Origin of the sequence: Spongisporangium articulatum (assembly GCF_044465595.1) — a bacterium.
Lineage (GTDB): Bacteria > Actinomycetota > Actinomycetes > Actinomycetales > Kineosporiaceae > Spongisporangium > Spongisporangium articulatum.
In genome coordinates, this window is record NZ_JBITLV010000001.1 from 831816 (window position 1) to 854047 (window position 22232).

Genomic DNA, 22232 nt, shown 5'->3' on the forward strand with positions numbered 1-22232 from the left:
CACCCGGCTACATCTTTTGCGGCTGCTCACAGGGCCACCATCGCCCGCGCGTCGAAGCGGGCCAGCTTCCACCCCGGGGCCCAGCTCGACGAGTAGTGCGTCAGCTCGACGTCCCGACCGGTCTCGGGCGCCTGCACGGCCAGGCCCTTCTTCACCACGATCATCACGTGGTGCGGGCCGTCGGCGGCGAACTGCCCGAACAGCAGGTCACCGGGCTGCTCGTCGCCGTACGGCACCTCCGAGCTGACCGACCACATCTGCGCCGCCGTCCGCACGTTCAGCCTGTAGCCCGCCTGCCGCCACGACCAGACCACCAGCCCCGAGCAGTCGAAGGCGTCCGGCCCGACGGCCCCCCACACGTACGGGTCGCCCTGCTGGGCCAGTGCGTTCTTCAGCATGGTCCCGACCGCGCCGGTGGGCAGGCCCACGAGGCTGACGTCCGAGCAGCCGGGCGACGTGGTGTCCCGCTCGACCGACCCGACCAGCCCGCCGGCCAGCGACTCCCAGCGTGCGTAGGCGTTCGGGAACGCCGAGCGCTGCACGGCCTGCGCGGCCACCGTGATGCTCATCGTCGTCCAGCCCGAGATGTCGAGCAGCCCCGGCTGACCGGCCATCCCGCCGGTGTAGAACATCTCGGCCGCCGACCGCGGGTCCGTCCGGGACGCGGCGCTGCCCCACCCGGCCCGCTGCTGGAACAGTCCGAGGCTGTCGCGGTCGCCGTAGTCCAGGTTGCGCAGCGTCGACTCCTGCAGGGCCGTCGCCACGGCCACGACCTGCCCGCGGGCCGGGACGTCGAGCTCGCGGCCCACGGAGATGATCGTCCGGGCGTTCGCCAGCTGCCCGTCGTCCAGCTGGATCGTCTGTCCGGCCACGTTGCCCACCGTCAGGCACGTCGAGGCCTGCGCACCCGAGGTGTCGTAGTCGGTGGTGGTCGCGCCGATCACCATCATCAGCGGCACGATCACCAGGCCGGCCCCGAGCACCAGCACCACGAACCCGGCCAGCACGAGCAGCTTCGCCCGCGTCGAGAAGTGCATCTCAGTCCCCGACGTCGGGCTGCACGTCCGAGACCTTGGTGGACGTCGCGTCGGACACGACGGTCACCAGCACGCTGCTGCCGTCGGCCAGGGGGACGGCGATCAGCGCCGACGTCTGCGAGACGAACCGGACGACGGGCTCACCGGAGGGCTGGACGCCGGGCAGGGTGCTCGTGTCGGTGGTCGCCAGCGCCTTGGCCAGGTCGTCGGTGACCAGGGGCTTCAGCGTCTCCCGCCACTGCTGCGCGGTCCGCCCGGCCGGGACCTGGGCCCAGGCCCGGACGAAGGTGACGGCGGCGCCGACGTACGGTCCGGCGTCCGGCACGGTCGCGGCGGTGGACGCCGGCCGGGTGGCCGTCGCCGCGTCGGAGCCCTCGTCCCCACCCCCGCCGAACAGGGCCCCACCGCCCAGCAGGACGACGGCCAGCACCACGACCACCACCATCGCCAGCCGCTGCGGCGACCGGCACACCCACAGGACCGCGCGGCCGATCATCGGTCAGGACCGCCGGGCCGCGGGCCGGAAGACCTCGTCGAGGTCGGGTTCGTCGAGCCGGGGGTCGTTCGCGTAGACCTCGGCCCGCGGCCGCTCGCGCGGCTCCTCGCGCCCACCGTCGAACCAGCTGCCGCCCGAGCGGCCCTCGAACCGGGTGCCGTCACCCCAGGCGTCGCCGGACGACGAACGCCCCTCGGCCGCGACCGGCGCCGGACGCTCGGTGCCGGACCCGGTGCCGGACCCACCCGCCGGCGCCGACGGGGTCTGGGACACGTTGACGGACCCCGCGGTGACGCTCACGGTGCCCGCCAGCGCCGCCCGGCCCGCCCCGCCGTCGTAGGAGCTGAACCCCTCGATCCGCTGCGGCACCCGCTTGGCGCCGTCGCCCGCCTCGTCGGTCCCGTCGCCCGCCTTGGCCGCCGAGACCCCGAGGAAGACGCTGGCCGCCCCGGCGAGGATGCGCCCGGCGCCGCGGGTCGCGCCGCGGGTGACGGTGCCGACGCCACCGGCCGCCGAACCGAAGTGGTTGCGGCCCGTCGAGACCATCTGGGTCAGCCGGCGGAACGGCCGCAGCGCCACCCACATGACGATCGTCAGCAGCAGCATCAGCACGATCGCCAGCCAGGGCGGGACGGCGCTGCTCGGCGCCAGCAGCACGCCCATCCCGCGCACCGTCACGGCGGCGCCGATGCCGAACACCAGGGAGTTGATCAGCGCCGACGCGACCGTGCTGCCGACCCCCGTGACCAGCGAACGCATGGTCGGGAACAGGCCGAGCGTGGCGAATGCGGGGAACAGCATCACGCCGAACCGGACGATCACCAGCGCCCCGATCACCAGCAACGACGCGGCGAACAGGAACGGCACCGCGCACAGCGTCGCGAACCCGGCCAGCACCGCGTACCCGACCCGGGAGTCGGAGCGTTGGCCGGTCAGGTACTCGTAGGCGTCCGGGTCCTGCGCCTTGATCTTGGCCGCGGTCTCCTCGAACGTCTTCTGCTTGGCCTCGATGATCTTCTTGCCCTGGTCGGGGTCGGTCTTGAGGACCTCCGCCTCCCGCCAGGTCAGCGCCTGCGACGCGAAGATCGTCGGGCCGTACTCCGTGGCCACGGCCGAGTCGGCGTTGCCGAACGTGCCGCCCAGCCAGGCCTGGTAGAGCAGCGCCTCCTGCATGCCCGAGATCGCCTCGAGCGCGGCGTCGGGCTGGCCGGACTCCTCGCCGTTCTCCGTCCCGGTGACCGCGGTCGGGGCGCCGGTCCGGTGGTCGTTCAGCCCGCCGGTGACGGCCGCGAGCGTGCTGGTGACCGTCTCGTCGGCGGCGTGACCGGCCACCAGCGGCCAGCGGAACACCATCGTGACCAGCACCATCACCAGCAGGGCCCAGCCGATCGCCCCGGCCGAGGAGGCCAGTGACGCCTTGCGCGCCCGCCAGATCAGCAGCAGCCCGAGCGCGGCGAGCACCACGAACGCCCACTGCTCGAAGACGGTCTCCTGCAGCGTCGTCACGACGGTCTCGATGAGCGGGTCGAAGACGCCGAGGAAGTCGGGCGAGAACGCGGCGTCGACGACGGCGCCGGTCGCGGCTACGGCGGCCTTGGGCAGGCCCATCATCCAGTTGGCGACGGCCGTGCCGACCGTCGCGTCGGGGGCGCGGGCGAGGTCGGGGCCGCAGCCCAGGTCGTAGGTGTTCCAGCGCAGCCCGGCGTAGCCGTACTGCTCGTAGATGGTGGTGGTCGAGTTCTTCGCGAACGGGTCACCGGCCGGCGGCAGGGTGTCGGGTTCGGACTGGAAGAACCCGACGACGCCGCGGCCCGGCACCTCGGGGGTCGGCGCCTGCTTGCAGCCGAGGAGGTCGGGGACGCCGACGGCCGGCACGCCCGCGCCGCCCGTCGCGGTCGCCGCCGGGGCGGAGGCCAGCAGCCCGGCGGCCACCAGGGTGGTGACGGCCAGGATCCGTTTCAGGCGCGGTCTCATGTTCGCCCGGCGGGGGGCTGTTCGCCCGCCGGCCAGCCGGTACCGACGGTCTGCTCGCGGGCGTCGCGCGCCGCCTGTGCGGCGTCGGTGAGGTCGAGCACCCAGTCGGGCGGGTCGTCGTCCAGCTCCTCGACGACGACCGGCTCGGGGGCCGGGGGACGTGCGGGAGCCGGTGGCGGCTCCTCGGGCTCGAAGTCCTCGGGACCCAGCAGGGAGCTCGGGTCGACCGGGGGGACGTCGGTCGCGGCCGGCGCGGGGATGGCCGCGCCGGTCGGTATGGCCTCGGCGGCAGAAACCGACGGCTCGCGCACGATCTCGACCGGCCCCGGCTCCACGGACCCGACGGGCTCGCCGACGGACGGGCCCGGGGCCTCGGCGCGCGACCCGGCGGGGAGGTCGGACAGGTCGGACAGCTCGATCGAACCGGTCGCCGGAGCGGCCGTGGTGTCGAGCGCCGCCAGGACGTGCGGCAGGTGGTCGAGGTCGACGCGCATCCGGTCGACGTTGCCGTCCACGTCTCGCATCACGAATTCCCGCAGCCCCGAGCGGGTTCCGGACGCGGCGCGCGGCGACAGCCGGGCCAGGACGCCCTCGTACCCGACCCCCGGTGGGACCCGGAGCATGCGCAGCGCGTCGGCGGCGACCGCCTCGTCCTCGATCCGCCCGACGAACGCCGCCGAGATGAAGTTCGAGACCTCCATGCCCAGCACGTCGGCCGGGTTCTGGGAGGCGGCCAGGACGCAGGTGTTCCACTTGCGGGAGTCGCGGCCCAGCCGGGTGAACAGTGCGCGGCCCGCGCTCCACTCGCCCAGGAAGTGGGTCTCGTCGAGCGCGACCAGTTTCCGCTCGGAACGCGAGCGGCCGTAGATGGTCCGGGTCGCGTACCAGGAGGCCAGGTGCAGCAGCGGCACGGCCATCTGCTCGCTGGTCGACCAGTGCTCGCGCGGCACCGACTTCGGGGGCAGCAACAGCCCGGGCATGGTCAGCACGGTGAGCACCGTGTCGTCGCGGCCCGGTTCGTCGTCGCTGTCGGGCCCGTTCGGGAAGAACAGCCGGGCCAGCGGCATCTCGGCCATGTCGCCGAGGAACGCGGCGATGTCGCGCGCGTGGTCGTCGTCCTGCCGCTTCAGCGCCTCCAGCACCGCCCACAGGCTGGTGGACGGCGCCCCCCGGGTCATCCGGATCGCTTCGGTGAGAGCCAGTCTCGTCCGCGGCTGACTGGCCATCGCGGGCGGCAGGAGCATGGTCGCGACGTCGAGCGCGAGCAGCTTGCGGTCCTGCGCGGCGAGCGTCTTGGCCTCCTCGAAGGCCTGCTCGCCCGCGTAGTCCTCCGGCCGGGGCTGGACGACGACCGCGTACGGGTTCAGCGTTCCGGGCGGCGCGGTGGTCAGGTCGATGTGTCGCGAGAACGCCCGCAGCTCAGGCAGTTCCGTGAGCCGGGCCAGCGGTCCGGACGGGTCGAGCATGACCGAGGTGATGCCCCGGCGGACCGCCTCGTACGTGATCAGACCGGCCAGGACCGACTTCCCGGAACCGAGCGCCCCGACGATCGGCACCAGGCCGGAGGTCTCGCGCACCTCGGTGGCGAAGTGGGTGTCGAACATGACGGCCCGGCGCGAGGCCGCTGCGGTGTGCCCGAGGTACGGGCCGCGCCGGTCGCCCAGCGGCGACGAGGCCGTCGGCATGCCGGCCGCGAAGTAGAACGCGGGCAGCCGGCGCCGGTACGCGGTCGACGAGAGGGGTTCACCCGGAACGAACTCCCGCATCAGGCCGTACTGGCCCTTGGGGTGCGCGACCGTCACCTGGCGCTTGCGGTAGCTGTCGATCACCTGCCGGGCGTGCTCCAGGCACTCCTCCTGGGTCTCGCCGCTGACCGCGATCCGCATCCACCCGTGCACGCGGGTGCCGGACGTGTCGTCGCCGGTCTGCATCTGGTCCTCGATGGCCCGGGCCTGGCGGGCCTGCCGTTCGAGGGCGAGCGGTTCGTCGAGGTCGTGGTCGCGGTAGTGGCGCTGCATGTCACGCACCACCAGCAGCTTGCGCTGCACGGCGTCCAGCGCCTCGTCACCGCCCAGCACGTCGAGCCGCACCGACCACTCGACCGGGAACGGCAGCCGGTCGGCGTGCACCATCCACGGGTCGTTGGCCGGGTCGGGCACCTCGATCTCGTCCATCCGCCCGACGGTCAGCACGCTCACGTGCCGCTCCTGCCCCGCGCCCGAGGGGTCGCGGCGGCGGATCCGCACGGTCGGCGCGAACGGCTCCGCCTCGTGCACGACGCCCTCGGTCAGCTCGTGCAGGTCTTCCGTGAGCCAGTTCTCGCTCTGGGCCGGCGACAGCGCACCGGGGGCGGGCAGGCCGAGCCCGAGCGAGCGGCGCAGCAGCCACTCCAGCTCGCGCGCGCTGACCGGGCGGCCCTCCATGCCCGGCCCGGCGACCGTCTCCAGCACCAGCGCGGCCTCCCGGCGGACCCGGTCGATCTCGGCGTTGCCCGGCCGGCGCAGCAGCTTCTCGGTGGCCGCGGCCATCCCGGAACGCTCACCGATGAGGACACCGAGGTAGACCTCCTTCTCGGCCAGCGTGGAGGCGCGCACGTGCTGCTGGGCCCGCACCAGGTGGTCGGCCCAGGTCTCGCCCGGGACGCCGGGCAGCGGGTCGTACGTGTCGGCGTCCAGCTGGCGGGCCCAGGCCGCGGCGGGGTAGGGGCGCGACGTGACCCGCAGGTGCAGCCGCCGGCCCGAGAGCCCGGCCAGGCGGCCGGCGAGGTCGGTGACCAGGTTCAGGCGTTCGCCGTCCGCCCGGAACGCCCAGCGCTGCGTCGGCAGCGCGAACCAGGCCCACGTGGCGGAGTCGGTGAAGGCCAGGTTCGACTCGATCGAGCGCAGCGCGAGCGAGGTGACGGTCAGCTCGCGGGCCTCGCGGGCGGCAGGCGTGTTCCGGTCGCGGCGCAGCCTCATCCCTTGGCCCGCCTCGCCCGGGACGCCGTGCGGCCCTCGTGGACGCGCACCGACCCGCGGGCCCGGTACTTGCGGGTGCGGTCGTCGGCGCGCGGCGCGCGCAGGTCGGCCATGAACGTCTGCCAGACGGCGGTGATCGGGCGCTCGTGGTCGACGAAGCCCATCACGCCGTAGGTGGCCAGCGTCGCGATGCACAGCTCCCAGACCGGCGGCACGTGCACGGTCAGCGGGGTGAGCGCCTCGACCAGCAGGATGAGCAGGAAGACGATCAACCACGTCGCGTAGGCGAGGTAGCGCGCCGTCCAGGGGAAGGTCAGGCCCGACGGCCCGAGCCACACCGTGTTGACGCGGTAGACCTCGTCATCTGGGGCCACCCGCATTGGTCAGCTTCCGAACGCCAGATCCGTCAGCTGCCCGGCGAAGACGAAGAGAACTCCCGCCCCGGCGATGACGCTCATGCCCAGCACGACGTTGGTGATGGTGTTGGCGTTGTCGCTGATGCGCCCCTTACGGGCCGAGGCGATGATGCCGATGCCGATGATCAGCAGCACCACGGGGATGATGTTCTTGACGCCCCACTCGACGAGGCCGTTGGCGTTGAAGTTCGGCGAGTCGTCGTTCTTGGCCGCGCTGAGTACCGCCATCGCGGTCGCGGTCATGCCCGACATGTACTACCTCGCTCCGTGAGGTCTAACCCTGCGTCACTCCACAAACACCAAAAGTGCCCGAAATGGGTGTACGTCGCAACACTGCCCGCCGTCAACCCTCTCGCGAGCACTGCGGACGACGCGTCTGCCCATTTCGTGCCCGTACAAGGCTACTGACCGGTTGCCCCCCGTACGGGCGCGACGCGCCGTACGTCACGATCCACAGGTTTCGGCGGGCGCTAATCTCCCGGGCATGAGCGACGGACTGCGCGACATCGTCTACCCGCCGATCCTCGGCCTCGCGTACACGATGTTCTTCGGCCTCGGGCTGAAGATCGACGTGCAGGGCGGCGAGAACATCCCGCGCGCGGGCGGCGCGGTCCTGGCCAGCAACCACCAGTCGTTCCTGGACTTCATCTTCGTGGGGCTCGCGGCCCGGCCGAGCAAGCGTCTCGTCCGGTTCATGGCCAAGGACGCGGTGTTCCACAAGCCCGTGGCCGGGCAGCTGATGCGCGGCATGCACCACATCCCGGTGAACCGGGCCGCAGGCGCCGCGTCGTACGAGGAGGCGGTGGCCCGGCTGCGTGGCGGTCAGGTCGTCGGCATCTTCCCGGAGGCCACCATCTCGCGCAGCTTCGTCCTCAAGGACATGAAGAACGGGGCCGCGCGGATGGCGCAGGCCGCCGAGGTGCCGCTGATCCCCGTCGCGCTGTGGGGCGGGCACCGGATCTTCACCAAGAAGCGCAAGCCCGACTGGTCGCGGGGCAAGGCCATCTCCATCGCGGTGGGCAAGCCGATCGAGACGCCCGCGGGCGCCGACGCGAACGACCTCGCCGACACCATGAGGACCCGCATCGGCGAACTGCTCGAAGGCCTGCAGCGGAACTACCCGCAGCAGCCGAAGAACGAGGCCGACCGCTGGTGGCTGCCGGCCTACCTGGGTGGCGCGGCGCCGACCCCGGAGGAGGCGGCGGTCATGGACGCCGAAGACGCCGCCGGTCGCGGCCGCGACAAGTAGGAGTCGCGCCCTACTTGCGGTTCCACCAGAGGTTCTCGGGCTCGTTCACGGGCAGCGCACCGCCGGAGCCCGAGGAGACCATGCCCGTCCGGCTGTCCCGGCCGGCCCCCGACCCGAAGATGACCGCCGAGATCTCCTGGTAGTGCCGGTCCGGGTCGGGCACGAAGTTGATCACGGACAGGGCCTGGTCCTGACCGGCGCTCTCCAGGATGTACTTGCCGTACCCGAACACCTGGCCGGGGATCGTCCGGTCGTAGCGCATGTCCGTGACCTTGGACATCGGCATGATCGCGACCTTGCGGGTGAAGATGCCGTACACCAGCATCAGCCGCCGGTCGGTGGCCAGGAACAGCTCGCGGTACCAGTCGGTCCACTTGTAGACGAAGCGCGCGAGGACCACGAGCGCCAACCCGTACATGATGTTGCGCAGCACGGGGGCGGAGCCGTTGAGCCAGTTGTCGACCATCAGCGCGAGCACGAACGCGAGCACCGTCGAGAGGAACGGTTCGGCCAGGAGGATCTTGTGCCGCCGGATCTCGAAGATGATCTGTTCGCTCGGGATCAGGTACCGGTCGAGCTCTTTCGGTACGTCGGGGTGCGCGCGGGCGGCCATGACGTCACGTATTCATCAACGAGTTGAAGAAGTCGAAGATCTGCCCGATGCCGAGCTTCACCTGATCCCAGCCGTTGCCCACGACCTCCGCTGACTGGTTCGGGCTCTTGAAGACCGCATAGATCGCGAACGCCAGGAGGATCCAGATGAGGACGCGCCTTGCCTTAACCACGTAGGCCTCCCAGCGGCCGCTCAGGGGGTCTTGCCCGACTTGGTACCAAGTATGTTGGTTCCGTGGCCGAGATGTCACGCATGGCTACGCTCAACCTCAACCTGAGGCAGAGACTACTGCAAATGGGTCAAGAGACCACGCCGTAGAGCCGGTCGCCCGCGTCTCCGAGCCCCGGAACGATGTAGCCGACCTCATTCAACCTCTCGTCCAGGCCACCCAGCACGATTTGCACCGGCGCGTCGCCCACCGCCTCCCGCACGGCGGCGACCCCCTCGGGCGCCCCGATCAGGCACACCGCCGTCACGTCGGTCGCCCCGCGCTCGAGCATCAGCCGGATGGCCGCCGCCAGCGTCCCGCCCGTGGCCAGCATCGGGTCGAGCAGGTACACCTGCCGCCCGGTCAGGTCGTCCGGCAACCGGTTCGCGTAGACGACCGCCTCGAGGGTCTCCTCGTTGCGCATCATGCCGAGGAACCCGACCTCGGCCGTCGGGATCAGCCGGGTCATCCCGTCGAGCATGCCCAGCCCGGCCCGCAGGATCGGGACGACGAGCGGCCGCGGCGACGACAGCCGCACCCCCGTCGTCGCGGCCACCGGCGTCGTCACCTCGACCGGCTCCACCCGCACGTCCCGCGTCGCCTCGTACGCGAGCAGCGTGACCAGCTCGTCGGCCAGTCGCCGGAACGTCGGGGAGTCGGTGCGCTCGTCGCGCAGGGTGGTCAATTTGTGGGAGACCAGCGGGTGGTCGGCGACAAGCAGCTCCATGCGATCGCACCGTACTCGCGCTATGTGTCGCCTGGAATGCTGAGCCGCGTGGACGACGAGTGGATGGGGCTGGCGCTCGAGGAGGCGCGGCTGTGTCTCGCCTCCGGTGACGTGCCGGTCGGCGCGGTGGTGGTGGACGACGCCGGCCGGGCGGTCGGGCGCGGCCACAACGAGCGCGAAGCGCTCGCCGACCCCACCGCGCACGCCGAGGTCCTCGCGCTCCGGCGAGCGGCGTCGTCCCTGGGCACCTGGCGGCTGGACGGCTGCACCCTGGTCGTCACCCTCGAGCCCTGCCTGATGTGCGCCGGTGCCCTGCTGCTGGCCCGGGTGCCCCGCCTCGTGCTGGGTGCGTGGGACCCGAAGGCGGGGGCGACCGGGTCGGTGCGCGACGTCGTCCGCGACCGCCGGCTGAACCACCGGGTCGAGGTGACGGGTGGTGTGCGCGAGCAGGAATGCGGCGACCTGTTGCGGTCGTTCTTCGCAGGTCACCGAGAGTCCTGAGGGAGAAGTCCGTGCGCGTCGAGGTGTGGAGCGACATCACCTGTCCGTGGTGCTACGTCGGGTTGGCCCGGTTCTCGAAGGCGGTGGAGGGTTTCGAGCACGGTTCGTCGGTGCAGGTCGAGCACCGGTCGTTCGAGCTCGACGCCTCCGCGCCGACCGAGGTGAGCGGCTCGAACCTGGAGATGCTGGCCCGCAAGTACGGCGGGTCCCGCGAGCAGATCCTGGCCATGGAGCAGCGGGTGGCCGCCCAGGCCGAGGCCGAGGGCCTGGAGTACGTGCCGGAGCGGCCGATCGGCAACACCTTCCTCGCCCACCGCGTACTGCACCTGGCCGCCGCGAAGGGCCTGCGCGACGAGCTGCGCGACGCCATCTGGCACGAGCACTTCGGGCTGGGCCGCAACGTGTTCGACGCGGCGTCGCTGCTGCCCCTGGCCGTGTCGGTCGGGCTGCCCACCGAGGCCGTCGAGAACGTGCTGGGCTCGGAGGAGTTCGCCGCCGAGGTGCGTTCCGACGAGGCCCGTGCGTCGGCCGTCGGGGTGAACGGCGTCCCGTTCTTCGTGCTCGGCGACCTGGACGGCGAGGCGCAGGTCTTCGGCGTCAGCGGCGCCCAGCCGCTCGAGGGTTTCCGGCAGGCGCTCGGTCAGGCCTGGGCCGCCCAGCGCTGACGTCGCCGGCTCGCCGAGTGTGACGCCGGTGCACAGCACTCGGCGTCAGAGAGGCCATTCCGGCGCACCAGCGTCACACTCGGCACCGATTCGGGATCGGAGCCCCTGGTTCGCTAAGCTCGCCCACGGTGGCGTGTCCGAGCGGCCTAAGGAGAACGCCTCGAAAGCGTTTGTGGGCGCAAGTCCACCGAGGGTTCAAATCCCTCCGCCACCGCTCATGAGAGGGGCCCCCAGCGCAGAGCGCTTGGGGGCCCTACTCATGAGCGACGGCTCTCGGCTACGGAATCCGCCCCTCGCAGGCCCGAAGATCGCGAAATCCGTGATCTTCCCCGACAGCCAGTGATCCATCGCGCGGGCCTCAGGCTGAGGTCCTAGGGTCGGGCCCATGGCGGGCGAACGGGTCCTGGTGACCGGCGGGTCGGGGTTCATCGGCTCGCACTGCATCGTCCAGCTGCTCGCCCAGGGGTACCGCGTCCGGACGACGGTCCGCTCGCTCGGGCGGGAACCGGAACTGCGCGGGCTGCTCGCCTCGGCGGGCGCCGACACCACCGACCTGGACGTGGCCCGGGCCGACCTGCTCGTGGACGACGGGTGGGACGAGGCCGCGGCCGGCTGCGACTACGTGCTGCACGTGGCGTCGCCGTTCCCGTTGCGCGCGCCGAAGGACGAGAACGAACTCATCGTGCCGGCCCGCGAGGGAGCGTTGCGGGTGCTGCGCGCCGCCCACGCCGCGGGGGCCCGGCGGACGGTGCTCACGTCGTCCTTCGCGGCGATCGGGTACGGCGCCATCCCGGCGGGCCGGCCGCTCGACGAGCGCGACTGGTCCGACCCGCGCGGCGTGATCAGCGCCTACGCGAAGTCGAAAACCCTTGCGGAGCAAGCTGCCTGGGACTTCGCCCGGACGACGAAGGTGGAGCTGGCCACCGTCAACCCGGTCGCCGTGTTCGGGCCCGTGCTGGGGCCGGACCTCTCGACCTCGGTCCAACTGGTCCGGCGCCTGCTCGACGGCAGCATGCCCGGCCTGCCGCAGCTGACCTTCGGGGTCGTCGACGTCCGGGACGTCGCCGACCTGCACCTGCGCGCGATGACCGACCCGGCCGCGGCGGGCGAACGGTTCCTCGCGGCCGCCGGCGACTGGATGAGCGTCAAGGACATGGCCCTGACCCTGAAGGAACGGCTCGGCCCGGCCGGGCGGCGCATCCCCACCCGCGAGCTGCCCAACTGGCTGGTGCGGGCGGCGTCGCTGGTCGACGGGTCGTTGCGCCCGCTCCTGTCCGAGCTCGGGCGCCCGCGCAGCGGTACCGGGGCCAAGGCTCGGGACCTGCTCGGCTGGCGGCCCCGGTCGAACGCCGACGCCCTGGTGGCCACCGCCGAGAGCCTGCGCGAGCACGGGCTGGTGAAGGGGTGACCTTCGTCAGCTTCGGCCCGCCGCCCAAGAACCGTCCGGGGTTCGCCGTCGTCGCGGGCCGGCACAACGGCCTGCGCGACCTGATGGTGATCGTGGCCCGGCTGCTGCCCGGCGACGTGGGCCCGCTGCACGTGCACGACGGTGACGAGGTCCTGCGCGTGGTCAAGGGTGAGGTGCAGGTCCGGGTGGGGGAGGAGACCCGGCGGTTGGAGAAGGACGACGTCGCCGTGGTCGGACCGGGCGTGCCGCACGGGTTCCGGGTCGTCGAGGAGTCCGTGGTCGAGACGGTCACCGCCTACGGGATCGGGCACTACTACCGGGTGGACGGCGAACTCGTGGAGGTCTTCCGCCGGGACATGCCGTGGGGTCACCCGCCGCCCGAGGGCACCGACTGGACCAGTGACCAGCAGCTGCAGGAGATCGTCGAGCGGATGCGCCGACCGCTCTAGGCACCCCCCGAACCGGTGACACGGGCGGCGGGGGCGGGCATGATGGCCGTGCGCGCGGGCCCGCCCGCGTCCCAGAACAGCCGGGGGATTCTCATGTACCGCAGGATGCTCGTCGCCGTGCTCGGGCTCGGCCTGCTCACCGGGGCCGCCGGGGTGGCGGTCGCGCCCGCCGCGCAGGCGGAACCGGCGACCGCGATCAGCTACCCGACCGCCGGGGTGGCCAACCACTTCAAGGGACTGGCGTTCGACACCTGCACCGCCCCCACGGTCGCGACCATGCAGGCGTGGCTGGCGAGCCCGTACCGCGCGGTCGGCATCTACGTCGGCGGGCTGGGGCTCGCGACGGCCTGCCAGGCGCAGCCGAACCTGAACCAGCTCTGGGTGCAGCAGGTCACGGCGATGGGCTGGAAGATCATCCCGATCTACGTCGGCCGCCAGGCCTCCTGCTACACGGGCAACAAGCCGAAGATCAGCTATTCGAAGGCCACGACCCAGGGCGGCACCGACGGGGCGGGTGCCGTCGCGGAGCTGCAGGGGCTGGGGCTGCTGGCCGGCAGCCCGATCTACCTGGACGTCGAGCACTTCGACGGTGACCTCGACTGCCGGGTGGGCGTGCGCCGCTACGTCTCCGGGTTCACCAAGGCCGTACATCAGAAGGGTTACCTGTCAGGGGTTTACATGAACCTCCTGCACGGCGCCCAGCACCTCGACGCGGTCTACACGTCGACCAAGTACGCCCGGCCCGACCTGCTCTGGGTGGCCCGCTGGGACGGCAAGAAGGGCCTGACCGGCTGGAGCGGCGTGTCCGGCAAGAACTGGGCCACGCACCAGCGGGCCAAGCAGTACCTGGGCGACCACAAGACCACCTACGGCGGGGTCAGCCTCACCATCGACAGCGACAGCCTGGACACCGCGGTGGCGACCGTCGCCCAGCGGTACACCACGCAGTACGGCGACACCCACAAGCGGTCGACGTTCCGGACGACCGGCGACGACAAGGGTCTGCTCACCCAGGGCTCGCCGGTGGACGTGGTCTGCCAGAGCGCCGGCGCCTCGCACCACGGCACGACGGTCTGGGACCGGCTGGCCGACGGCAGCTGGGTCAACGACTGGTTCGTGAACACGCCCGGGGACACGGGCTACGCGAAAGCCCTACCGCGGTGCTATTTTCCGTTCCAGGTCAGCGCCACCGACTACCTGACCAAGCGCGCTACGCCGAAGTCGAGCGGTACGTCGAAGGGCACGCTCCAGCCGGGCGCCCTGGCCTGGGTGAAGTGCCAGACCAGTGGGTCGAAGGTCGGCGACACCAAGGTCTGGAACCGGCTCGAGGGCGACACCTACGTGACCGACCGTTACGTGGCCAACGCCAGCAACACGACGTACACGAAGCCCGTTCCGCGCTGCGTGTGATCGTCGGTCGCGAGGGTGTGTCTCCCTAGTCGCGCGGGTGCTCCATCCAGTACTCGGTGAAGCTGGAGCACCGGCCCTCAGGGGTCAGCCGCACCAGCCAGAGGTTGCTGAAGGTCAGCTGCTCGGCCGCGTACCGGGTCGTCCCGGTGATCACGTGCAGGTCGCCGTCGACGGTGACGCGGTTCCACTCGAACGACGTGTCGCCCGGGTCGTCGGGCCGGGCCAGCCACCCGTTCACGATCGCCTCGTGGCCCACCCACGGCGCGGCGTACGGCTCGGTCCGGTACTCGGCGTCCGCGGTGAACAGCCGCCGGATGTCGTCGGCGGCATTGGTGTTCCACGCGACGAGGTAGCCGTCGATCCACGCGGTCAGAGCACTCACGGCTCGTTCCTCGCCGCTCGCGCGCGCAGCGTCGAGGAGTTCGCTCCTTCGTCGCTCACGTGGCCTCCGCGCTCTCGGAAGGGTCGGGCGCCGGGGGTGTCGGCGAGGGCGTGACCAGGTAGACGCTGCCGTCCGGTCTCTGGCAGTACTGCACCGAACTCATGATCCCGAAACCCTGCGTGCTGCACTGGTCCCGGTGGCCCTCGTACCACCACAGCCCCCCGACGGCCGCCGCGCACAGCAGCAGGCTCGCCAACGTCAGCTTCACCGCGCCCAGGCTAGTGTCTGGAGCGTGCGCACGCTCCTCGTTCCGGGGGCCGGGGGTGCGGCCTCGTACTGGTATCTCGTCGTCGACGCCCTGCGCGCCGCGGGCCACGGGGCCGTGGCCGTCGACCTGCCCGCCGACGATCCCGCCCTCGGTCTGCCCGAGTACGTCGACCTCGTGGTGGACGCCGGTCAGCAGATCTCGGGCGACGGTCCGTTGCTGGTCGTGGGGCAGTCCCTGGGTGCGTTCAGCGCGCCGACGGCCGCGGGCCGACTGGGGGCCGCCGGCGTCGTCCTCCTGAACGGGATGGTGCCCCGGGCCGGCGAATCCGCGGGCGAGTGGTGGGAGGCGACCGGCCAGGGGGCGGCCATGGCCGCTCACGACCGGCGCGAGGGCCGCGTCCCGGCGGCGGGCCCGGGCGATCCGGCCTTCGACGTCGAGACCTACTTCCTGCACGACGTGCCCGAAGCCGTGCGGGCCGCGACCACAGACGGTGCGCGCCCGCAGTCCGGCAGCGTCTTCGCAGCGCCCTTCCCCGGCTGGCCCGACCTTCCCGTGCGCGTGGTCAGCGCGGCCGACGACCGGTTCTTCCCGCGGGCGTTCCAGGCGCGCGTGGCTCGGGAACGGCTCGGAGTCGAGCCGGACGTCGTCCCCGGCGGACATCTGGCGGCCCTCAGCCGTCCGTCCGAGGTGACTTCCGCGTTGCTGCGGGCCGCCCGCGCGATCGGTGCGCTGCCGGGCTGATCAACAGCCGAGGACGCCCCGGACCTTCTCGGGCGCCGTCCTGACCGTCTTCGGGCACGTGCCGTCCGCGCCGTCCACGAGCACCGTCGTCCACGACGACCCGGACCACTGCAGGGCGACCCGCCCCTCGAGGCCCTCCTTCAGCTCGAACCGGGCCGCGGCCCACCGGCCCGCGCACGCGGTCGAGGTGACGGTCGGCGTCCCCTGCCCGGCCAGTGCGCTGCCGGTCAGGTCCACGAACTGCGCCGACGTCGGGCAGGTCGCCCCGGCCACCAGGGCGGGCGCCGACGGCCCGGCCGCCGAGGACCCGCCCCCGCATCCGGCGAGGAGCCCGGACAGAAGGGCGGACAGCGCGACGGCCGCCGCCACCGAGGTGACGACGGCCGGCCGTGCGGTCCTGGACATCGGGCCAACCTACCCGGAGGTATCAATCCCAGTCAGGCTCGCTGCCCTGGTAGACCCGGTCGCGGCCGGAGCCGCCGGACAGCGTGTCCCTTCCGGAGTTGCCCTCCAGCAGGTCGTTGCCGCTGTTGCCCCACAGCTTGTCGGCGCCGGAGCCGCCCTCGATCTCGTCGTGGCCCTTGCCGCCGTACAGCTTGTCGGCGCCGGAGTCCCCGTCGATCTCGTCGTTGCCGCTGTTGCCGTAGACGACGTCCTTGCCGGAGCCGCCCTCGATCTCGTCGTGACCGGAGCCGCCGCAGATCAGGTCGTTGCCGCCGTTGCCGTCGATCTCGTCGTTGCCGCCGAGCCCGACGATCACGTCGCGGCCGCTGGTGCCCTCGATCTCGTCGGCGCCGCTGGTGCCGACGATCGTGGCCTTCACGCCGTCGCAGGTGTAGGTCGTCGCGGCCTGGGCGGGGCCGGCCAGCACCAGGGCGCCGGCGCCGCCCAGGGCCAGCGGGAGGGCGAGCAGGGGGACGGCGATCAGTGCGCGCTTCATGGTCGATCTCCTCGGGAGGGGGGTGGGTTCCTCGATCTGGTCCCACCTCACCGGTGCCGCGTGAGCATCCCGGGAGAGTCCGGTGAGAGGCCTCTCATCCGGCCCGCCGGGGGTCAGTCGGCCGGTTCCTCCGCCGGAGCCTCGGCCGAGGCGACGTCGATGACCCGCGGGGCGTCGTCCGCCGGCCCGTCCGCCGGCGCGTCCGCCGGCTCGTCGGCCAGCACCAGTACCCGGGCGTGCAGCACGGGCCGCTGGGCCAGGGCCGCCCGTACGGCGCGGTGCAGGCCGTCCTCCAGGTAGAGCGTGTCCTTCCACTGCACGACGTGCGCGAACAGGTCGCCGAAGAAGGTCGAGTCCTCCGAGAGCAGGGCGTCGAGGTCCAGCGTGCGCTTGGTCGTGACCAGCTCGTCGAGGCGCACCTGGCGCGGGGCGACCCCGGCCCACTGCTTGGGCGTCGCGTACCCGTGCTCCGGATACGGCCGGCCGTCCCCCACCGCTTTGAAAATCACCCGGAGATTGTAGGAGCCACCACCAGTGGTGCGAACCGGCGTCACTCCCCGTGGGGAGTGACGCACGGTCCGCACCAGCGGGTGGAAGCGGGGCCGGGCCAGGTCGGACGCGGCCCCGCGCTCCAGGGTCAGATCCGTCACCGGACGTCGAAACCGTGCGAGAACCGGTTGTCCGGGTCCAGCGAGCGCTTCACCGAGACCAGCCGGGCCCGGTGCTCGTCGCTGAACGCGGCCGCCGTGCGGTCCTGCTTCTCGGCGCCCTCGGTGAAGTTGAGGTACGTCGCGCCGTTCACGTAGGGCGCGAGCAGCTCACGGGCCTGCGCGATGTGGCCGTACACGGCGGGCACCAGGTCGGGCGCGAACGGCACGCCGATCATCTCCAGCAGGAACTCACCGGAGCGGCCGCGGTCGTTCACGGCCACCGACGCCCCGGCCCGGATGGCCCCGCCCGCGTTGCGGACCTCGGCCAGGAGCAGCAGCGGCGGCTGGCCCGGCTTGGGCGTCCAGATCTCCACGAGCAGGTCGATCGCCTCGTCGTCGAGCTGGTCGAACCACTCGCTCGACACGACGGCCGGGATCGGGTCGGTCGGGTCCTGGCTGATCATGTCGGCCATGGCGAACGGCATCGGGCCGAACATGTCCATCACCGGGGTCTGCCAGTCCCGCCAGTACGACATGACCTGCTCACCCTCGGCCACGTCCCCGCTCCAGCAGCCGCGGACCAGCACGAAGCTGTTGCCCCGCAACGGTTCCGGGACGTCGGGCAGCGGCGGGAAGTGCATCAGCGTGACCGCCGAGGTGAGCTTCTCGTCCGTACCGGGTGCCCAGTCGCGGAACCGGCGCAGGATCTCGCCGGCCTGCGCGGCCGGGTACAGCATGTTGCCGGCGTAGACCTCGGCCACCGGGTAGAGCTCGATGGTCATGGCCACCACGACGCCGAGGGTGCCCCCGCCGCCGCCCTTCAGGGCCCAGAAGACGTCCTCGTTCTGCCACGGCGAGGCCACGATCTCGCGGCCGTCGGGCGTGACCAGCTCGAACTGCAGCACGCTGTCGGAGCACAGGCCGTAGCGGCGCCCGAGCCAGCCGAAGCCGCCGCCCAGCGTGTAGCCGACCGCGCCGACGTCCGAGCTCGAACCCAGCAGCGGGGCCAGGCCGTGCTCCTGGGCCGGGCCGAGGACGGCGGCCCAGCGGGCGCCCGCCTCGACGCGGGCCGAGCGGGTGGCCGGGTCGACCTGGACGCCGGTCAGCGCGCCGGTGTGGATCAGCAGGGCGTCGTCGGCGGGCTTGGCACCGCCGTGCCCGGTGGCCTGGACGCCGACGCTCAGGTTGAGCGCGGCGGCGTAGCGGACGGCGGCGGACACGTCCGCGGCGGTCGCGGCGGCCACCACGATGCGGGGGCGCTGGATGAAGAGCAGGTTGAAGCCGGAGACGGTGGTGTCGTAGCCGGTGTCACCGGGCAGGTAGACCTGGCCCTGGACGGTGTTGCGCAGCAGCTCCAGCTGGTCCGGGTGCTCGGTCGTCGGCTGGGTCTCGATGATGCTCACGGGTTCTCTCCCAGGGGTGGCGGCCGGTTGCGGCGACCGCGTTCGTCGTTGTCGCCACCGACTCTCGCCGGACCCTCTTGCGGATCACCCGGCATCGACTTGTCCCCGGGGGCCGGTCACTTGGAACCGACTTGCAAGTTCTATGAGAAGAGACGTCTCTGCAGGTCGTCGGCCCGCTGCACGAACAGGAAGGCCTCGCGCTCGGTCGCGTCGCGGCGCACGTCGTCCAGTGCCGCCTCGACCTCGGCGCGCGGGGCGCCGGTCGCGTGCAGCCATTTCGCCCGCACGAACAGCCGGGAGGGCTCGGGGTACATCTGCCCGGTCCGCTGCAGCGACAGCCGGGACTGCTCGAGCGCCTGGGCGGCGTCGTCCGGCCGCCCGGCCTCGAGGTAGCACTCGGCCAGCAGGGCCCACCAGTGCGCCTCGCCCGAGCGGGGCGAGTCGTCGGGCAGCGAGTCGATCAGCGCGCGCACCCGCTCGCACCCCGCGGCCGCCTCGCCCAGCATGGAGCGGCCCCACCAGTACTGGATCCGCAGGTAGGTGCCGAAGAAGACGAACTGCATCTGCGGGTCGGCGGCGATGCACCGCTCGCCCACCTCGACGGCCCACTGCGCGTCGCCGACCAGCGCCGCCGTCGTCGCGGAGAACGACCCCCAGACCACGAGCGGGTAGGGACCGGTGACGAGCTCGCGCTCCATCTCGTCGAACCGTCGGCGGGCGCCCTCGACGTCGCCGTGCAGGGCGGTCATGTAGCCGAGGAACCCCGGCGAGAGCAGTTGCAGGTCGAACGCCAGCACGTCCTTGCTCTGCGCGGCCTCGGCCAGGTTGGCCTGCATCTGGTCGGCCATCTTGAGCAGCGACCGGTACGCGACGCCGATGATGCCGTGGTCCCACGCGTTCACGCCCCAGGCGTGGTACCCGTACATCTGCAGCACGGGGTCGTCGCTGGCCTCGCCCCGGTCGCGGATCTGGGCGGCCAGCTGCTCGCTGAGCACCAGGTCGAGCCGCTGGGAGTACGCCGACCACAGCGAGTAGAGGAACGAGCCGGCCTGCCGTTCGTGGCCGAGCCGCCGCGCCAGCTCCTCACCCCGCTTGAGCAGTTCGACGGCCGCCCCGACGTACCCGCGCTGCACGCCGATCACCGACGTCAGCATGGCCACGGCCTCGAGCTCCAGCTCGCCGTCGTCGGTGGTGCGGGCGATCGTCACGGCCGACTCGAGGTGCCGCTGCGCGGCCTCGTAGGCGTACCGGTTGGACGCGCGCTTGGCGGCCTCGACCAGCGCGTGCGCGGTGCGGTGCGAGTCGGCCAGGGGCCCCGCCGACCACAGGTGGTGGGCGAGCCGTTCGACGTTGTCCGCGCGGTCACCGAGGGCGTCGAGGGCCTCGGCCACCCGCAGGTGCAGCCGGACGACGCGCAGCGGGGTGATCGTCTCGGCGATCGACTCGCGCACGATGTCGTGCTCGAACCGGAACGAGAACGGGTCGTCCGGCGGCTGGCCGAGCAGGCCGAGCTCGACCGCCGGTTCGAGCCGGTCGAGGCAGGCCTCGACGTCGAGGTCGGCGGCCCGGGCCAGCAGGCCGAGGGAGAAGTCGCGACCGATCAGGGCGGCCAGCTGCAGCAGCTCACGGGTCGGGGTACCGGTGCGGTCGACCCGGTCCCGGACGACGTCGCGCACGCTCGAGGGCACCTCACCGCCGGGGTGGTCGCCCTCGTCGGTGAGCAGCCGGGACAGCTCGCGCACGAAGAACGGGTTGCCCGCGCTGCGCTTCAGGACGCCCTCGACGACGGCGCCGCTCGGGGCCGCACCGGTCTGCCGCCGGATGATCTCCGCGACCTCCGTCCCGCCGAGCGGCCCGAGCCGGATCCGGCGCTGCGACGTCACCCGCGACAGCTCGGCCAGCGCCTGGCGCAGCTGCTCGTGCGGACCGGGCGCCCGGTCGCGCATCGCGGCGGCCAGGACGACGCCGGGGGTGCGCCGCTGCGCCAGGTGCACGAACAGCTCGAGCGACGTCTCGTCGGCCCACTGCAGGTCGTCGATCACGATCATCAGCGGCCGGTCGGCCGCCACCGACTCCATCAGCCGGCCCGCGTCGTCGAACAGTCGGAACCGGCCGCCCGCGTCGGGGATCACCCGGCTGGCGAGGGCATTGTCGGTGACGACCTCGCGCCGCGAGATCCACACCTGGCCGAGGTCACTGGCCGGCAGTGCCTCCCGGACGTCCGGGTCCAGCAGCGGCTGCACCTGGTTCATCACCTGCACCCACGGCCAGAGACTGGGCGCCCCCTCACCGTCGAGGCACCGCCCCCACAGCAGCTCCACCGCCCCGTCGGCCCGGGCCACCGCCTCTTCGAGCAGCCGCGTCTTCCCGGCCCCCGGCTCGCCCTCGACCAGGATCAGCGCGCTCCCGCCGCCGGCGACGGCCTCCACCGCGGACTGCAGCAGGGCTAGCTCGTTCCCGCGCCCGACGAGCGGTTCGTCGGGGCTGGGACGGTGGCGGACGTCGTCCACCCGGCCCTTCTGCTCGGGCACCGGGCGCGCGTCCTCGACGACGCGCGGCGGGTCGAGGTGCGGGGCCTGCGCCAGCAGGTCGGACTCGAGCTGCCGCAGTCGCGGGCCGAGGTCGACGCCGATCTCCTCGGACAGCAGCCGCTTGGCGTCGGCGATGGCGCGCAGCGCGTCGGACTGGCGCCCGGCGCGGTAGCGGGCGACGGCCAGCAGGGCCCACAGGCCCTCGTGCAGGGGGTGGCGCTGCACCGCCGACTCCAGGTCGGCGACCAGCACCTGGTGTTCGCCCAGGGCCAGTCGCACCTCGTAGGAGAGCTCTAGCGCGACCAGGTGCAGCCGCTGCAGGTGCTGGGCGGAGGCCTCCTGGAACTCCTCACCCGCGAACTCGGGCAGCAACGGCGCGTACATCGCCAGCGCGTTGCGCAGCGTGGTGTTGGCGTGCGTGAGGTCGCCCTCGGCGTGCTGCGCGCGACCCTGTTCGACCAGGTCGGCGAACCGCCAGGCGTCCACCTGCTCCCGCGGTGCCTTCAGGGCGTAGCCGTTGCCCGCGGTGACGAGCACCTGGGCGGGGGCGCGCGGCGCCCGGTCGGGTTCGAGTGCCCGCCGCAGCATCGAGACGTACGACTGCAGGCTGGCCTCGACCCGGTCCGGTGGTGCGTCGCCCCAGATCGCGTCGACCAGGGCGTCCGTGCTGACCGCGCGGCCCTCGGCGAGCAGCAGCACGCCGAGCAGCGCCCGCTGTTTGCGGGTGCCCAGCTCGAGGCGGCCCGACTCCTCGATCACCTCGAGGCCGCCGAGCACGCGGTACCTGCGGCTGGACATCGTGGGGATCGTAACCGTGTGTCCGCTGTGCGCGGGTGTCCCTGAGGTGACGGGGCAAACGAAGGACCCCCCGCGCACCCGACAGAGCCTGCCTACCCTTGCTGCCTTCCGGCCCTGGGGGAGTTCAGCGGGATAACGCCGCACGAGGGGTCTGCGCATAACCCTAGCGGTTCCGCGGAACCGCCCGTACGCGAGTGCCCTCCTGGGGGCACGCGGAGGGCCCGAGCCGTGCACTCAGGAGGGCATTCGCGCTCGACCGGGCGACAAAATGGCGCTGACCTGGGCGGATACCCAGGTCAGCGACTGGCGGAGGATAGGGGATTTGAACCCCTGAGGGCGTTAACCCAACCCGCTTTCCAAGCGAGCGCCATAGGCCACTAGGCGAATCCTCCGCCGAAGAGCATAGCGG

At 72.4% G+C, this 22232-nt stretch carries 22 protein-coding genes, 2 tRNA genes, 1 other RNA gene and 1 pseudogene; 8 read left to right on the forward strand and 18 right to left on the reverse strand.

What is annotated here, in order from left to right; all coding sequences use genetic code 11:
- Positions 1–26 precede the first annotated feature (26 nt).
- The 6 genes from ACIB24_RS03945 to ACIB24_RS03970 are packed head-to-tail and all read right to left on the reverse strand — an operon-like array spanning position 27 to position 7132.
- A complete protein-coding gene (locus ACIB24_RS03945; protein WP_398275448.1) occupies positions 27–1037 on the reverse strand; it encodes a C40 family peptidase in 1011 nt (336 codons plus the stop codon).
- Between the two features lies 1 nt (position 1038).
- A complete protein-coding gene (locus ACIB24_RS03950; RefSeq protein ID WP_398275451.1) occupies positions 1039–1533 on the reverse strand; it encodes a hypothetical protein in 495 nt (164 codons plus the stop codon).
- A 3-nt stretch (positions 1534–1536) separates the two neighbouring features.
- The gene (locus ACIB24_RS03955) at positions 1537–3507 is read right to left on the reverse strand and encodes a hypothetical protein (RefSeq protein WP_398275454.1); all 1971 of its coding nucleotides are present in this window, start codon (positions 3505–3507) and stop codon (positions 1537–1539) included.
- Positions 3504–6464, reverse strand: a complete 2961-nt coding sequence (locus ACIB24_RS03960) for an ATP-binding protein (RefSeq protein WP_398275457.1) — start codon at positions 6462–6464, stop codon at positions 3504–3506. The genes ACIB24_RS03955 and ACIB24_RS03960 overlap by 4 nt, the downstream gene beginning before the upstream one ends.
- A complete protein-coding gene (locus ACIB24_RS03965) occupies positions 6461–6838 on the reverse strand; it encodes a hypothetical protein (protein WP_398275460.1) in 378 nt (125 codons plus the stop codon). Before ACIB24_RS03965 ends, ACIB24_RS03960 begins: the two co-directional genes overlap by 4 nt.
- Before the next feature lie 9 nt (positions 6839–6847).
- Complete coding sequence (locus ACIB24_RS03970) at positions 6848–7132, reverse strand: hypothetical protein (RefSeq protein ID WP_398275463.1); 285 nt, start codon at positions 7130–7132, stop codon at positions 6848–6850.
- A 232-nt stretch (positions 7133–7364) separates the two neighbouring features.
- Here ACIB24_RS03970 and ACIB24_RS03975 point away from each other — a divergent pair, with 232 nt between their 5' ends.
- Positions 7365–8129, forward strand: a complete 765-nt coding sequence (locus ACIB24_RS03975; RefSeq protein ID WP_398275466.1) for a lysophospholipid acyltransferase family protein — start codon at positions 7365–7367, stop codon at positions 8127–8129.
- Between the two features lie 10 nt (positions 8130–8139).
- Here the strand turns inward: ACIB24_RS03975 and ACIB24_RS03980 are convergent, their stop codons facing one another.
- From ACIB24_RS03980 to upp, 3 genes are all read right to left on the reverse strand, one after another.
- Complete coding sequence (locus tag ACIB24_RS03980; protein WP_398275469.1) at positions 8140–8742, reverse strand: PH domain-containing protein; 603 nt, start codon at positions 8740–8742, stop codon at positions 8140–8142.
- Between the two features lie 4 nt (positions 8743–8746).
- Entirely contained in the window at positions 8747–8914 is a 168-nt protein-coding gene (locus ACIB24_RS03985) for a hypothetical protein (protein WP_398275472.1), read from the reverse strand.
- A 127-nt stretch (positions 8915–9041) separates the two neighbouring features.
- Complete coding sequence (gene upp / locus ACIB24_RS03990) at positions 9042–9677, reverse strand: uracil phosphoribosyltransferase (protein ID WP_398275475.1); 636 nt, start codon at positions 9675–9677, stop codon at positions 9042–9044.
- 36 nt (positions 9678–9713) lie between these two features.
- On the opposite strand from upp, the gene tadA reads away from it, so the two are divergent.
- The 6 genes from tadA to ACIB24_RS04020 all read left to right on the forward strand — a co-directional run bounded on the left by tadA (position 9714) and on the right by ACIB24_RS04020 (position 14110).
- On the forward strand, positions 9714–10178 hold the full coding sequence (gene tadA, locus ACIB24_RS03995) for a tRNA adenosine(34) deaminase TadA (RefSeq protein ID WP_398275478.1): 465 nt from the start codon (positions 9714–9716) through the stop codon (positions 10176–10178).
- Positions 10179–10189: 11 nt separating this feature from the next.
- The gene (locus tag ACIB24_RS04000) at positions 10190–10843 is read left to right on the forward strand and encodes a DsbA family oxidoreductase (RefSeq protein WP_398275481.1); all 654 of its coding nucleotides are present in this window, start codon (positions 10190–10192) and stop codon (positions 10841–10843) included.
- 127 nt (positions 10844–10970) lie between these two features.
- Positions 10971–11057: transfer RNA gene (locus ACIB24_RS04005), tRNA-Ser, on the forward strand.
- 171 nt (positions 11058–11228) lie between these two features.
- Positions 11229–12251, forward strand: coding sequence for an SDR family oxidoreductase (locus tag ACIB24_RS04010; protein ID WP_398275484.1), 1023 nt, complete (start codon positions 11229–11231; stop codon positions 12249–12251).
- Positions 12248–12700, forward strand: coding sequence for a cupin domain-containing protein (locus ACIB24_RS04015; protein WP_398275487.1), 453 nt, complete (start codon positions 12248–12250; stop codon positions 12698–12700). Before ACIB24_RS04010 ends, ACIB24_RS04015 begins: the two co-directional genes overlap by 4 nt.
- Positions 12701–12793: 93 nt before the next feature.
- Positions 12794–14110: a glycoside hydrolase domain-containing protein gene (locus ACIB24_RS04020; protein ID WP_398275490.1), complete on the forward strand. Its 1317-nt coding sequence runs from the start codon at positions 12794–12796 to the stop codon at positions 14108–14110.
- Positions 14111–14135: 25 nt separating this feature from the next.
- Here ACIB24_RS04020 and ACIB24_RS04025 read toward each other — a convergent pair whose 3' ends face one another.
- Both ACIB24_RS04025 and ACIB24_RS04030 read right to left on the reverse strand, forming a co-directional pair.
- On the reverse strand, positions 14136–14492 hold the full coding sequence (locus ACIB24_RS04025) for a nuclear transport factor 2 family protein (protein ID WP_398275493.1): 357 nt from the start codon (positions 14490–14492) through the stop codon (positions 14136–14138).
- A gap of 55 nt (positions 14493–14547) precedes the next feature.
- Positions 14548–14760: a hypothetical protein gene (locus tag ACIB24_RS04030; protein WP_398275496.1), complete on the reverse strand. Its 213-nt coding sequence runs from the start codon at positions 14758–14760 to the stop codon at positions 14548–14550.
- Between the two features lie 24 nt (positions 14761–14784).
- Between ACIB24_RS04030 and ACIB24_RS04035 the strand changes: the two genes are divergently transcribed.
- Positions 14785–15501 (forward strand): alpha/beta fold hydrolase, encoded by a 717-nt coding sequence (locus tag ACIB24_RS04035; RefSeq protein WP_398275499.1) that lies wholly within the window; start codon positions 14785–14787, stop codon positions 15499–15501.
- Here the strand turns inward: ACIB24_RS04035 and ACIB24_RS04040 are convergent, their stop codons facing one another.
- The 7 genes and pseudogenes from ACIB24_RS04040 to ACIB24_RS04070 all read right to left on the reverse strand — a co-directional run bounded on the left by ACIB24_RS04040 (position 15502) and on the right by ACIB24_RS04070 (position 22215).
- Complete coding sequence (locus ACIB24_RS04040; protein WP_398275501.1) at positions 15502–15906, reverse strand: hypothetical protein; 405 nt, start codon at positions 15904–15906, stop codon at positions 15502–15504.
- A 22-nt stretch (positions 15907–15928) separates the two neighbouring features.
- Positions 15929–16441 (reverse strand): calcium-binding protein, encoded by a 513-nt coding sequence (locus ACIB24_RS04045; RefSeq protein ID WP_398275504.1) that lies wholly within the window; start codon positions 16439–16441, stop codon positions 15929–15931.
- 218 nt (positions 16442–16659) lie between these two features.
- Positions 16660–16950 (reverse strand): annotated as a pseudogene (locus ACIB24_RS04050) (type II toxin-antitoxin system VapB family antitoxin); the annotation flags it as partial.
- Positions 16951–17087: 137 nt separating this feature from the next.
- Positions 17088–18494: an FAD-binding oxidoreductase gene (locus ACIB24_RS04055; RefSeq protein WP_398275506.1), complete on the reverse strand. Its 1407-nt coding sequence runs from the start codon at positions 18492–18494 to the stop codon at positions 17088–17090.
- 140 nt (positions 18495–18634) lie between these two features.
- Positions 18635–21823, reverse strand: a complete 3189-nt coding sequence (locus ACIB24_RS04060) for a BTAD domain-containing putative transcriptional regulator (RefSeq protein ID WP_398275509.1) — start codon at positions 21821–21823, stop codon at positions 18635–18637.
- A 58-nt stretch (positions 21824–21881) separates the two neighbouring features.
- Positions 21882–21978: signal recognition particle sRNA small type (ffs, locus tag ACIB24_RS04065), an RNA gene on the reverse strand.
- A 149-nt stretch (positions 21979–22127) separates the two neighbouring features.
- Positions 22128–22215 (reverse strand) — tRNA-Ser (locus ACIB24_RS04070).
- Positions 22216–22232 lie beyond the last annotated feature (17 nt).